This is a genomic window from Psychroserpens sp. AS72 (genome assembly GCF_038900375.1).
GTDB lineage: Bacteria > Bacteroidota > Bacteroidia > Flavobacteriales > Flavobacteriaceae > Psychroserpens.
Window position 1 is genome coordinate 19,101 of sequence record NZ_JBBMRC010000008.1, and the last position, 13,266, is coordinate 32,366.

Here is a 13,266-nt window from a genome sequence, read left to right on the forward strand (position 1 = left end):
TGTTTTATTTTTTGAAAAGAAAAATTTCTATTTTAGACGAAGTGTTTGTCCTATTATTATAAGATTACTTTCTAAACCATTTAAGGACTTTAAGGACGCTACAGTTGTATTATTTCTTTTGGCAATATTATATAAAGTATCTCCTTTTGAAACTGTCCAATCACCAGAAGTTTGTTCAAAATTATAAGAATCAAAATTCTTAATTCGCAAGACTTGTCCAATCTTAATAAGTGTTGTTTCTAAATTATTTGCTTTTTTGAGATCGCCTAAAGTTGTATTGTAACGTTTTGAGAGTGCATATAAAGTTTCTCCTTTAATTACTTTATGAAAATTTGAAGTATTGTCTTTATAAGTAGTAGGTTCTGAAACTTCATAAACCATTGCTGTTGCTTTTTCTTTAATTTTCAGAAGCTCACTATCAGACATTTTAGTTGTTCCGTTAGCTTTAGTTGAATTAATGCTATCAGAATCAGTTGTGATATAAACATCTTGTGACATCATAACCTCATCTGTTGTAACAAGAGCTTTTTTGTTTTTATAATAGTTAACTAAAGTATCAGGTCTACTTGTATAAATTGGTTGTGAAGCATCACTTGATTTAACCTTATTGAAATTGGCATTGGTTAATAAATTTGCTTCAATTTCAGATTTGCCTTTAACTATCTTTTTATCATTTACACTAGTAGAGGTCTTAGCTTCATCATTAGATTTCGTCTTTACAACTTTTTTAATGATTGAATCTTTAGTTGTAACTTTTTCAGCTCCTACTAATATAACTTCACCAGTTTTCACATTAAGTTTTGCTGCTTTACCATCTAAGATGACATCTTTATGAGTTTCAGTTTGGGCAACAGCTCCTAAACTAGAAGCCGTTACCAAAATTACTGAAGTTATTAATTTAAAGTTTTTTAGCATTTTTTACTTTTTGATTGGTTAATGCAAGTTTTAAGACATCACTCATGTCTTTTACATAATGAAACGTCAACCCTTTTAAATATTCAGGTTTAATCTCATCTATGTCTCTTTTATTATCTTCACAAAGTAAAATCTCTTTAATTCTTGCACGTTTTGCTGCTAGAATCTTTTCTTTTATACCACCAACTGGTAACACTTTACCTCTTAAAGTAATCTCACCAGTCATTGCTAAACTCTTTTTGACCTTACGTTGTGTGAACAAAGATACTAAAGAAGTTAACATTGTCACACCTGCACTTGGACCATCTTTTGGAGTAGCACCTTCTGGCACGTGAATATGCACATTATATTTTGAAATAACCTCTGGATCAATACCAAATTCTTCTGCATTTGCTTTGATATACTCCATAGCAATGGTAGCAGATTCTTTCATCACTTTACCTAAGTTACCAGTAATTGTTAGATTACCTTTACCTTTAGAGAGGATAGATTCTATAAACAAAATATCACCTCCTACTCTAGTCCACGCTAATCCTGTGACAACACCTGCGACATCATTATTTTCATATTTATCACGTTCTAATCTTGGAGCTCCTAAAACTTCAATGATATCTTCATTAGTAACTTTAAGATTATAATCTTCTTCCATGGCTATATTTTTAGCTGCATGACGTACTAATTTAGCAATTTGTTTTTCTAATCCACGAACACCAGATTCCCTTGTGTAACCTTCAACCACTTTTTCTAATTGTGGCTTAGCTACTTTAAGATGCTTATCTGTTAATCCATGTTCTCGTAATTGCTTCGGAAGCAAATGTCGCTTACCAATTTCAACCTTTTCTTCAATAGTATAACCCGTTACATTAATGATTTCCATACGATCTAATAATGCAGGCTGAATAGTATTTAAACTATTAGTCGTTGCAATAAACATCACTTTAGATAAGTCATATCCCATTTCTAGGAAGTTATCATGAAACTCACTGTTTTGCTCTGGATCTAAAACTTCTAATAAAGCTGAAGATGGATCACCTTGGTGAGAATTTGATAATTTATCTATTTCATCTAAAACAAATACAGGATTTGATGTTCCAGCTTTTTTCAAGCTTTGAATAATTCGTCCAGGCATCGCACCAATATAAGTTTTACGATGACCACGAATTTCTGCTTCATCACGCAATCCACCAAGTGACATACGTACATATTCTCTACCTAGAGCTTCTGCAATAGATTTTCCTAATGAGGTTTTACCAACACCTGGAGGTCCATACAAACATAAAATTGGTGATTTCATATCGTTACGCAATTTTAAAACTGCGAGATACTCTATGATACGTTTCTTCACATCGTCCAATCCATAATGGTCACGATCAAGAATTTTCATGGCACGTTTTAAATCAAACTTATCTTTAGAAAACTCATTCCATGGTAAATCTAAAAACAAATCTAAGTAGTTACGCTGAATAGAATACTCAGCTACTTGCGGATTCATACGACGCATTTTCGCTAATTCTTTATCAAAATGCTCAGCGACTTTATCATCCCATTTTTTATTTTTAGCACGTATGCGCATGTCTTCAATTTCTTCTCCAGAAGACACGCCTCCACCCAATTCTTCTTGGATGGTTTTCATCTGTTGATGCAAGAAATACTCACGTTGCTGTTGGTTCATATCACTTTGAACCTTTGACTGAATATCGTTTTTAAGTTCTAATTTTTGAACTTCAGTATTCATATATTTTAACGTAGCTAATGCACGTTCTTTAAGGTCATTGATTTCTAATAATTGTTGTTTTTCCTTTACGGAAAGATTCATATTAGAAGATACAAAATTCACTAAAAACGAATTGCTCTCAATATTCTTGATTGCAAAAGACGCTTCTGATGGAATGTTTGGACTGTCCTTAATGATTTGTAAAGACAAGTCTTTTATAGAATCAATAATAGCAGTAAACTCTTTATTGTCAACTGCAGGTTTTGCTTCATTTACATCTTTTATTGTAGCTGTCATGTATGGCTCTTCGGCCACGACATCTTGTATTTCAAAACGCTTTTTACCTTGAATAATAACTGTAGTGTTACCATCTGGCATTTTTAGCACTTTTAAAATACGTGCTACTGTTCCTGTTTTAAAAATATCTTTTGCTCCAGGATCTTCAACAGTTTCATCTTTTTGAGACACGACACCAATAACTTTGCTTCCTTTGTTTGCATCGTTTATTAGTTTTATAGATTTATCTCGTCCTGCAGTAATTGGAATTACTACACCAGGAAATAAAACCGTATTACGCAATGATAAAATTGGTAAGGTTTCTGGTAGAACTTCGTTGTTTATTTCTTCTTCGTCTTCAGGAGTCATTAACGGGATTAATTCTGAATTTTCATCAAAATCCTGAAATGACAAACTGTCAAGCTTTAAAAATTTAGACTTCGCCATATTATTTTTTTAGTCATTCTGTCATTAAAAGGACAGAATTCATGATTTATATTAATTACGATAATTGCGTTTTATTCTGAAAATCAAACACTTAACAAGTGTGCGCAATTATATACCTTTATCTAATTTCAATAGTTATGCCATTGTCTTAAATATTAAAATTTCCGAAGTAAGAAAAAAAATTTATAAAAGTGTAACAATGTATTTAACTTCTCATCTCTATAATAAAGCATTTGTTTTTTGACACTAACCAACCAAAATATAGAGCAATTATTGCAACTATGTAAATCTGGAAACCAACATGCACAAATGGAGGTTTATAATAGATATTACAAAGCGATGTACAACACTTCTTTTCGTATTGTGAAAGATAGTTTTGAGGCAGAGGACATCATGCAGGATTCATTTTTAACAGCGTTCACAAAGTTGGATAGTCTTAAAGAGATTAAAACTTTTGGTTCTTGGCTAAAACGAATCGTCATTAACAACAGTATTTATCATTATAAGAAAAATAGTAAATACCAAGACGTTGCTCTAGATGATGTTCTTTATAAGGTGGAAGAAGATTCTGGTATTCCGGAAGACTATGAATTTAAAACCCTTAAAGCCAATCAGGTTCTGGAGACCATGAAAAAGCTCAAAGATAATTATCAAACCTGCTTAACGCTTCATTTAATTGAAGGTTTTGACTATGATGAAATTTGTGAGATTATGGATATTTCCGCAGCAAATTGCAGAACTATGATCTCGAGAGCAAAAGACAGTTTACGAAAAAAATTAGAGCCATTGGTTCACTAATAACATAAGTCGAAAGACTATAAAAAGTATCTAATGAAAGAAAAAGATTCAATTAAAAAACTATTTAACAACCTCGAAGGTGACTTTGATGTTGACATGCCAAATGCTGGTCATGAGAATAGGTTTTTAGAAAAATTAAAACAACAAAATAATACTGTTGTAGATCATACTCCTAAAAAGACCAATTACTGGAAACCATTTTTAGCAGTTGCAGCATCTATAGTACTTTGTTTTAGTGTTTTTACTGTGATGCAACAGCAACAAAGTAATGAACTAATGGATTTGGCAAGTGTATCTCCAGAGTTATCTCAAACGCAATCCTTTTTCACTACTGCTATTGCACAAGAAGTTGCATCTCTCGAAGCACTTCGTTCTCCAGAAACAGAAGAGATGGTTAACGATGCAATGAAAGAACTAAAAATTTTAGAGAATGAATATCAAACTCTAAAAATTGATTTAAATGAAAGTGGTAATGACAAGCGTGTTATTTATGCTATGATTGCCAATTTTCAAAACAGAATAGATGTTTTACAAACCGTATTAGAACACATAGAAGAAGTCAAAAATTTTAAACTACACCAAAATGAAAACAACACTACTATATAAATTATTATTCGCATTTATTTTAGTGCCTACACTTGTATTTGCAACTACACATGAAAAATTCAATGGTAAACATACCAAAGAAAAAACGATAAAAAAAGAGTTTAATGTGAGTGCTAATGCGACTTTAAAAGTCGATAATAGCTACGGTAACATTAATATTACAACTTATGAAGGTTCTACAATCACTTTTGAAGTGAGAATAAAAACAAACGGTGACGATTTAGAAAAAGTAAATGAAAAGCTTAATGATATTGATGTAGAGTTTTCTAGTTCTAACTCAATGGTATCTGCAAAAACATTGTTTAGTAAAAGTAAATCGAACTCTTGGTGGAACTGGGGGAAAAACAATAATGTAAACATGTCTATCAATTATTTTATCAAAATGCCGATTACAAATAATGTGGATTTGAATAATGACTACGGAAGCATAGATTTAGACAAGCTAGAAGGTCGTGCCATACTTAATTGTGACTACGGAAAGATTACAACTAAGGAACTCATGGCATCTAATAATGATATCTCGTTTGACTACACCAATAATTCTTATTTTGAATATATAAATGGAGGAAGCATTGATGCAGATTATAGTGGATATACCGTAGGAAAAACTAAAGATCTTTCTATCAATGCAGATTATACTAAATCTGAAATTGAAATAGCAGAAAACATCACCTACAATTGTGATTATGGATCTTTAAAAGTTAACAACGCAAATAATGTATCTGGCAATGGTGATTACTTAACAGTTAGATTAGGAAACATTCATAAAAATGTAAATATTAAAGCCGATTATGGTTCTATTAAAATTGATAATATGTCTGCCAATGCAGGTAATATAGAAATAGAATCAGACTACAACGGTATCACAATTGGATATCAACCTGCTTACAATTTTAGATTTGATATCGACTTAGAATACGCTTCTCTTCGTGATGCAGATAACTTTGAATTCACCAAGAAACGTATTGAATCGTCAGACAAATATTACAAAGGTTTTCATGGAGATGCCAACAGTCCTAACCTAATCAACATAAAATCTGAATACGGAAGTGTGACATTTAAAAGAAACTAATACAAGTATTAAAAAAAATATAACATCATGAAAAAATCAATCGTATTAATTGCAGCATTATTAAGCTTTACATTTTCTCAAGCACAATGGGGCGGAAAAAAAATAAAAGGTAATGGTAATATGACAACAGTAACAAGAACCACATCAGATTACGATGCTGTGCATTGTGCAGGAAGTTTTGATTACGTCTTAGTATCTGGAACTGAAGGTGAAATTAAAATAGAAGGAGAATCTAACCTCATACAGTATATTGTTACAGAAGTAAAAAACGGAAAATTAGTAATCAAAACTGAAAAAGGTAAGAACCTAAATCCTAGTAATAATAAAACTATTAAGATTACCATTCCTTTTAAGGATATTGATGTTGTATCACTTTCTGGATCTGGTGATCTATGGAGTGAAGATCAAATTAACTCAACTAGTTTTGAGGCGTCATTATCTGGTTCTGGAGATGTTATTTTAAATATTCAATCTAAAAATGTAACAGGAAGTGTTGCAGGCTCTGGAGACTTAACTCTAAAAGGGTCAACCCAAAATTTAAACGCCAAAGTAACAGGTTCTGGAGATTTTCACGGCTTTAATCTTAAAACAGTTAATACAAACGTATCTGTAACAGGTTCTGGTGATGCAGAGGTAGTTTGCACTGGAGAATTGAAAGCAAGAGTCACTGGCTCTGGTGATATTGAATATAGAGGTAACCCTACTAAAGAGGACTCTAAAGTTACAGGTTCTGGTAGTATAGAAAATTAAATTCATCAATCAATAATTCACTTTAGCCACAACTTGTTTTTCAGGTTGTGGCTATTTTATATCAACAAACCATTATTTATACTATGAGACATCTAACTTTCTTACTAATTGTTTTAATATTTTTTAGTTGTAAAAATGAACCTCATCAAAAAATTGTAACTACAGATGTTGATAATTTTTGGAACGCTTTTGACCAAATAAAACAAACCAATGATACCATATTACAATATAAACTTCTACAAGACATTTATATCGAAAATGCTAGCCAAGGTCTCAAAGATATTATTGATGCTCGTGGTTATTCTAGAGCACAATATATAGAAGCCATTCACTCCTATCCTGAATTTTGGGAATCTATACGTCCTAACATGTCTAAAATTGAGGACAACAAAACTGCAATTTTGGATAATATTAAAAAATTAAAAACTGCATATCCAGATTTAAAGCCTTCAACTATTTATTTCACTGTTGGAGTATTTAGAACAGGAGGAACAGCTAAATGGAATAATGTGTTAATAGGTAGCGAACTCGCTTTAGGTAATGACAGCACCATTGTAAATGAATTACCAGAATGGAGACAACCCTATTATAAAAATTACAAACCATTAGAAAATTTACCATTACTGTGCACACACGAATACATCCATACACAACAAACTGAAATAGTAGAAAACCTTTTGGCAATGTGCTTATATGAAGGGATTGCAGAATTTATTTCCTGTAAGGTTACTGATGAAAAATCCAATACTCCTGCTCTTCTTTTTAGAAAAGAAAACACTGAGGCTATTATTAATAAATTTATTGAAGATTTATATGCTCCTGAGAATAATTACAATTGGCTTTGGGGAGAAAATCGAAACGAATTAAAAGAAAGAGATTTAGGATATTACGTTGGTTATGAAATAAGTGAACGTTATTATAATTCCTGTAGCGATAAAACACAAGCTATTAAAGATTTAATTGAATTAGACTTTTATGATGAAAAAGAAATTGCACGTATAGTTGATGTTTCGGGATTTTTCCCTAAAACATTAGCAGAAATTAAACGCGATTACGAACTGAAAAGACCTACAGTCATGAGTATCTCTGAATTTGAAAATGGAAGCACAACAGTTTCTCCATCTCTCAATACGATAACTATTAATTTTTCTGAAACGTTAAATGGAATTCAAAATAGTCTTGATTATGGACCACTAGGCAAAACAAACTATCCTAAAGTTGATAATAATAGTAGAATATGGACTAACGCTAATCAATCCTATACTTTTAGCATCACATTAGAACCAAATAAGAACTATCAACTTTTAGTCTCCAATTTTAGATTAGAAAACGGGATTCGTTTAAAACCCTATTTAATTGAATTTCATACGACAGATAACTAAACAGAAAAGCCACTAACAAATTGTTAGTGGCTTTTGTATTAATAATCTCTTTTTTCTAATACGTAATATTAATCATACCAGATGATAAGCTTAAGTCTCCTCCATCTGCATTTGTTACAACACCTCCAAAAGTTCCAGTTAGTACACCATCTGTATTCACTGTAATATTTGAAGTATAATCTTCAAAACCTTGAGTTGAAGGAAAGAAAACAGATGTTAGAGTCAATTCAAATGTAGAATTTATAACATCAACTCCAGTTTGACCTTGTTCAATTTCAAAATAAACCATATAATTTGCAGCTAAAGATGTTTCTCCTGTTACTTTGAGAATATTACCATCAATTACTACATTTACCATATCAAACTCTATTAGTAATGTACCAGCAAATACGCTAATTTCCACTTGTGGTACAACCTGTGTACAATCACCCAAAGCATCAATCTCAGCTTGAATACTTCCATCTTCATCTCCACATTGAACTATTTCATTTTCAAGCGCTACTTTATAAGCATTACAAAGGCTTGTATAATTATCTGCCGTAGCATTATCAAATGCAAATTCAGCATTATCAACAGCATCTTGTGCATTATCACAATCACTTCCAACACTATCACTACAATCTCCTAAAGCATTTACAGCTGCTTGCAAACTGCCATCAGCATCACCACAAGCTAAAATTTGTGCTTGCAATGCATTACGATAAGCCGTACATAATTGTGTATAATTATCAACATTAACTGATAAAAAATTTAAGGCTGCTTGTGTTGTATTAGCAACTGCAACTTCGCATGTCAATCCTCCGGTTCCAAAATCTCCTTCTAAAGGTTCGTCTTCACATGACTGAAACATTAAGACTGCTGAAAACAATAATAACGCAAATAACTTTTTCATAACAAATTCAAATTGGGTTTATACAAACATACTAATTTATCTTAAATTTAAATGAAAATACTATAAGTACATCTTTAAACTAAAAAGCCACTAACAAATTAGTTAGTGGCTTTTTAAACGTTCAATTTAAAAAATTAAAATACTCAGATAAATTGACTGAGCTATATAAAAGGTTTAAATCATTGTTCTCAATACATCATAAAATATGTATATTAAAATGACCTAATTGCTCTATAATTAACCAAATCACTTTTTCCGTCTCCCCAAATTACACCATTATCATCAAAATCTACAATTAAGAATTCCCAATGATTTTCAGGGTCTTGTGTAGAACTCGCTAAAAACGTTGTAGAGAAATCTCCTAAGCCTTGTGTATGTAAATTTACATATGCAAGATGCAATTCGTCTATTGAAGGAAGATACCAATCATTAAATCCATTAAAAACAAAATCATCACAATGTTTAGCAGCAACATCACCTGTACTTTGAACTAAAATTCCTGATATTGGATCTACAGCTTGACATTGCTCTGGATTATTATAAAAATCAATATCGTTATGATACATTAATATTAATTCAGAATTACTTATACCAGTTCCAAAGGCACTTTGAGTTCCTGTTATATCTGTACTATAACAACCCCATTGTGATTGAAATTGCGTTGAAATTGGTGCTATTTCCATTCCTCCTCCGTTGGGAGCAACATAGAAAACAAATCCACCAGCTGGACCAATATCTCCTATTTCATATAATGGTGGATTTACGAATATACAATCACCTAAAGCATCAATCTCAGCTTGAATACTTCCATCATCATCTCCACATTGTACTATTTCATTTTCAAGCGCTACTTTATAAGCATTGCAAAGACTTGTATAATTATCTGCCGTAGCATTATCAAATGCAAATTCAGCATTATCAACTGCCGCTTGTGCACTATCACAATCATTTTCTACACCATCACTACAATCTCCTAAAGCATTTACTGCAGCTTGCAAACTACCATCAGCATCACCACAAGCTAAAATTTGTTCTTGCAATGCATTACGATATGCAATACATAATTGTGTATAATTATCAACATTAACTGATAAAAAATTTAATGCTGCTTGTGTTGTATTAGCAACTGCAACTTCGCATGTTAATCCTCCGGTTCCAAAATCTCCTTCTAAAGGTTCGTCTTCACATGACAGAACCATTAAGAATGCTGAACACAATAATAACGCAAATAACTTTTTCATAATAAATTCAAATTGGGTTTATACAAACATACTAATATATTTAAGAATGCAATACAACAAAATATGAGTTGGCTTAGAAATGAAAAAACCACTATTTAAAACATAAATAGTGGTCTTTTTAATGTGTGTTAATAGTCTTTAATCAAAATAGTCAGCATCTAAAGAATAGTCAAAAGTACCATTAGTACAATTAAAAGGTCCTATTTCTCCAGCATCTCCAGATCTTCTGTACGTAAATTCAAACGTTCCACGAATGACTCTGTCAACTAGATTAAATTCTGTAATTGTAATTGACCCTTCATTTTCAAACGCTTGAGGATAATCATCATTATTAAAATAAACGATACCATAATGAGGTGTTGGCATCACACCATTGTCATCATATACGACACCATCTGCTAAATTATATGTACCTACACTCCAACTACTTTCTGGAATCCAAATTGTAATTTCTTTTGTAAATTCACTTGGTGTAATATTTTGGTATGTAGAATTTCCCTGAATTCGAATATAATCATCATCATTAGCATAAGAATACGTTACCATACCAATTGCACTATTAAATAAGTTATAACCGTTTGGTTTCATAACATCAAACTGCTCACCATCAAGATTAGCAGTCATTAATGCTTCATTTGTAGGATTAGAAATTACAAGTGTACAATCTCCTAAATTATCAATAATAGCCTGAATATCAACACCTTCATCTCCACATGATTGTTGTAAGTTTTGTAATGCTGTTTTATATGCGTTGCATTTATCAGCATAATTGAGTTCGTTAGCATCATTAAAATCTGAAAGCGCTGTTGCTACAGCTTGCGTAGCTTCAGTACAATCAATAGGATCATCTCCATCTGAAGAATCACTAGAACAGTTAAATGTTAAGTTTACAATAACAAGGCAAAAAATAAGGTTGAGTTTTTTCATAGTCATAAATTTACAGTTTTATCCTACAAACATACAATTTTAATTAGCTTCTTTAGGGACTCTTAATAATAATACTATTCCTATTAGGAAGAAAACGAAAAGAAATAAAATTCCGTAGCGCATTGACCAATATTCTGATACAACTGCAAAGATGAGCATACCAATGACGATTCCAATTTTTTCTGCCACATCATAAAAACTAAAATAGGAAGTTGTATCCTCTGTTTCTGGAAGAAATTTTGAATAGGTAGAACGTCCCAAAGACTGCACACCTCCCATTACTAAACCAACTAATGCTGCTGCAAAATAAAACTGCATAGGTAATTTCATGTAAAATGCATAAAAACATATACACATCCAAATGAAATTGATGACAATTAGAGTTTTAATATTTCCGAATTTAAATGACGCTTTAGATGTCAAGAATGCTCCTAATATTGCTATCAATTGAATAAGTAAAATACTACCAATTAATCCTGTTGTTTTCTCAGATTCTGAAGCCCACTCAATTTCTTTTTCACCAAAATATGTTGCAATAAGCATAATAGTTTGGACTGCCATACTAAACACAAAAAAGGCATAGAGATACCGTTTAAGCCTTAAGTTTTGTTTTAATTGTAACCATACTAATTTCAATTCTCTAAAGCCATTGAAAAGAATAGCCTTAGTAACTTTATGACCTGGTGAAGTTCCATTTGGTAACACATAAAACGTATATTGGCTAAATAAGGCCCACCAAACACCAACAGTTATGAAAGAGTATTTCATCATCTCAATAGCGCCTTCTTTAGTATCTTGGCTCATGACCATAGCTAAATTTGCTATAAGTAATAAAACACTACCAATATATCCCATAGAAAAACCCTTAGCACTAATACTATCTTGTTGCTCTGGATGCGCAATGTCTGGTAAATAAGAGTTGTAAAAAACCAAACTTCCCCAATACCCAATAAGTCCCATAAAATAAAACAGCAAACTCAGATGTATGTAGTTTCTATCAAAGAAATATAAACCAATACATCCTGCAGAACCAACATAACAAAAGAACTTCATAAAATTCTTCTTATTACCAACATAATCTGCTATTCCTGATAAAATTGGAGACAAGATTGCAACAACTAAAAAGGTAAATGCAGTCACAATAGTAATTAAAGTCTCTTGTTTCATTTCATAACCAAAAGCTGCTACTAATTCATCTTTAGTTGCAAATAAAGATGCATAAAAAAGAGGGAATATCGAAGACGCAATAGTTAAGGTATATACTGAATTTGCCCAATCGTAAAATGCCCAAGCATTCAGAAGTTTTTTGCTCCCTTTTTCTAGGTTTGCCATAGTTAATAAATAAAAAAGCTGCCCATTATTGGACAGCTTCGAAATTACTATAATTTTTATGCTTTACAAGTGATTCAATTAAAAGTTACCTAAAGGTCTAAATGAATCGACACCAAATTTTTTAGCTTCAGCTTTGGCTTTTGGAGCCCATTGTGTTAAGTTATTGATTCTTGTATCGTTTGATGGATGTGTGCTTAAAAACTCAGGTGGAGCTTCTCCTCCACTATTTGCCTTCATACGTTTCCATAACTCTGCAGCTTCTGAAGGATTATAACCAGCAATAGCCATTAAATACAACCCAATTTCGTCAGACTGTGTTTCATGACTTCTACTGAACGGTAACATCACACCTACTTGACTACCAACTCCATAAGCTTGATTAAATAAGTTACGAGATTGCTCATCCTTAATAGCAATATTTCCTGCTACTGCACCAATTTGTTGTAACATACCAGCACTCATACGTTGTTGACCATGATTAGCCAATGCGTGTGCAACTTCATGTCCCATAATTGCTGCAATACCTGTTTCGTTTTGTGCAATAGGTAAAATCCCAGTATAAAAAACTATTTTTCCTCCTGGCATACACCAAGCGTTAACCGTATTATCATTTACTAAGTTATATTCCCATTTGTAATCATCTAAATAACCTTGATGACCATTAGCGTTTAACCAACGTTCTGCAGCTACAGCTATTCTTTGTCCTACACGCTTTATCATTTCTGCATCAGAAGTACCAGTTATCACATTATTTTCAGTTAAAAACTGATCATATTGAGCGAAAGCAGTAGGAAATAATTGGGAATTAGGCACTAATGCCAAAGTTTTATTTCCGGTAAATGGATTTGTAGTACAGGAAAGAAATAATGCTATGATTCCTACAGCTACAATATTATTTTTTATTTTCATTTTCA

General features: G+C 32.0%; 12 protein-coding genes. 5 read left to right on the plus strand and 7 right to left on the minus strand.

What is annotated here, in order from left to right:
* Nucleotides 1-27: 27 nt before the first annotated feature.
* Nucleotides 28-915 (minus strand): LysM peptidoglycan-binding domain-containing protein, encoded by an 888-nt coding sequence (locus WNY78_RS13850; protein ID WP_342873804.1) that lies wholly within the window; start codon nt 913-915, stop codon nt 28-30.
* Nucleotides 899-3,352, minus strand: a complete 2,454-nt coding sequence (lon, locus tag WNY78_RS13855; RefSeq protein ID WP_342873805.1) for an endopeptidase La — start codon at nt 3,350-3,352, stop codon at nt 899-901. Before lon ends, WNY78_RS13850 begins: the two co-directional genes overlap by 17 nt.
* A 240-nt stretch (nt 3,353-3,592) precedes the next feature.
* On the opposite strand from lon, the gene WNY78_RS13860 reads away from it, so the two are divergent.
* The 5 genes from WNY78_RS13860 (at nt 3,593) to WNY78_RS13880 (ending at nt 7,960) form a co-directional block, all read left to right on the plus strand.
* The gene (locus WNY78_RS13860) at nt 3,593-4,150 is read left to right on the plus strand and encodes an RNA polymerase sigma factor (RefSeq protein ID WP_342873806.1); all 558 of its coding nucleotides are present in this window, start codon (nt 3,593-3,595) and stop codon (nt 4,148-4,150) included.
* 33 nt (nt 4,151-4,183) lie between these two features.
* Nucleotides 4,184-4,756, plus strand: coding sequence for a hypothetical protein (locus WNY78_RS13865; protein WP_342873807.1), 573 nt, complete (start codon nt 4,184-4,186; stop codon nt 4,754-4,756).
* A complete protein-coding gene (locus tag WNY78_RS13870) occupies nt 4,734-5,828 on the plus strand; it encodes a hypothetical protein (protein ID WP_342873808.1) in 1,095 nt (364 codons plus the stop codon). The genes WNY78_RS13865 and WNY78_RS13870 overlap by 23 nt, the downstream gene beginning before the upstream one ends.
* 27 nt (nt 5,829-5,855) lie before the next feature.
* Nucleotides 5,856-6,578 carry a head GIN domain-containing protein gene (locus WNY78_RS13875; RefSeq protein ID WP_342873809.1) on the plus strand — a complete coding sequence of 241 codons (723 nt, stop codon included), beginning with the start codon at nt 5,856-5,858 and terminating at the stop codon, nt 6,576-6,578.
* Between the two features lie 83 nt (nt 6,579-6,661).
* Nucleotides 6,662-7,960: a DUF2268 domain-containing putative Zn-dependent protease gene (locus WNY78_RS13880; protein ID WP_342873810.1), complete on the plus strand. Its 1,299-nt coding sequence runs from the start codon at nt 6,662-6,664 to the stop codon at nt 7,958-7,960.
* A 55-nt stretch (nt 7,961-8,015) separates the two neighbouring features.
* On the opposite strand, the gene WNY78_RS13885 is transcribed toward WNY78_RS13880, so the two are convergent.
* The 5 genes from WNY78_RS13885 to WNY78_RS13905 all read right to left on the minus strand — a co-directional run bounded on the left by WNY78_RS13885 (nt 8,016) and on the right by WNY78_RS13905 (nt 13,261).
* Nucleotides 8,016-8,852 (minus strand): hypothetical protein, encoded by an 837-nt coding sequence (locus WNY78_RS13885; RefSeq protein ID WP_342873811.1) that lies wholly within the window; start codon nt 8,850-8,852, stop codon nt 8,016-8,018.
* Between the two features lie 212 nt (nt 8,853-9,064).
* Nucleotides 9,065-10,093, minus strand: coding sequence for a hypothetical protein (locus tag WNY78_RS13890; RefSeq protein WP_342873812.1), 1,029 nt, complete (start codon nt 10,091-10,093; stop codon nt 9,065-9,067).
* Nucleotides 10,094-10,231: 138 nt separating this feature from the next.
* A complete protein-coding gene (locus WNY78_RS13895) occupies nt 10,232-11,020 on the minus strand; it encodes a hypothetical protein (protein WP_342873813.1) in 789 nt (262 codons plus the stop codon).
* Between the two features lie 39 nt (nt 11,021-11,059).
* Nucleotides 11,060-12,352: an MFS transporter gene (locus WNY78_RS13900; RefSeq protein WP_342873814.1), complete on the minus strand. Its 1,293-nt coding sequence runs from the start codon at nt 12,350-12,352 to the stop codon at nt 11,060-11,062.
* Between the two features lie 78 nt (nt 12,353-12,430).
* A complete protein-coding gene (locus tag WNY78_RS13905) occupies nt 12,431-13,261 on the minus strand; it encodes a M48 family metallopeptidase (RefSeq protein WP_342873815.1) in 831 nt (276 codons plus the stop codon).
* Nucleotides 13,262-13,266: the final 5 nt, after the last annotated feature.

What these genes read in the sequence shown, in the direction of transcription:
- WNY78_RS13880 (WP_342873810.1), top strand. Translation starts at nt 6,662, where the DNA reads ATGAGACATCTAACTTTCTTACTAATTGTTTTAATATTTTTTAGTTGT.
- WNY78_RS13885 (WP_342873811.1), bottom strand. Translation starts at nt 8,852, where the DNA reads ATGAAAAAGTTATTTGCGTTATTATTGTTTTCAGCAGTCTTAATGTTT.
- WNY78_RS13895 (WP_342873813.1), bottom strand. Translation starts at nt 11,020, where the DNA reads ATGAAAAAACTCAACCTTATTTTTTGCCTTGTTATTGTAAACTTAACA.
- WNY78_RS13890 (WP_342873812.1), bottom strand. Translation starts at nt 10,093, where the DNA reads ATGAAAAAGTTATTTGCGTTATTATTGTGTTCAGCATTCTTAATGGTT.
- lon (WP_342873805.1), bottom strand. Translation starts at nt 3,352, where the DNA reads ATGGCGAAGTCTAAATTTTTAAAGCTTGACAGTTTGTCATTTCAGGAT.
- WNY78_RS13870 (WP_342873808.1), top strand. Translation starts at nt 4,734, where the DNA reads ATGAAAACAACACTACTATATAAATTATTATTCGCATTTATTTTAGTG.
- WNY78_RS13865 (WP_342873807.1), top strand. Translation starts at nt 4,184, where the DNA reads ATGAAAGAAAAAGATTCAATTAAAAAACTATTTAACAACCTCGAAGGT.
- WNY78_RS13875 (WP_342873809.1), top strand. Translation starts at nt 5,856, where the DNA reads ATGAAAAAATCAATCGTATTAATTGCAGCATTATTAAGCTTTACATTT.
- WNY78_RS13905 (WP_342873815.1), bottom strand. Translation starts at nt 13,261, where the DNA reads ATGAAAATAAAAAATAATATTGTAGCTGTAGGAATCATAGCATTATTT.
- WNY78_RS13850 (WP_342873804.1), bottom strand. Translation starts at nt 915, where the DNA reads ATGCTAAAAAACTTTAAATTAATAACTTCAGTAATTTTGGTAACGGCT.
- WNY78_RS13900 (WP_342873814.1), bottom strand. Translation starts at nt 12,352, where the DNA reads ATGGCAAACCTAGAAAAAGGGAGCAAAAAACTTCTGAATGCTTGGGCA.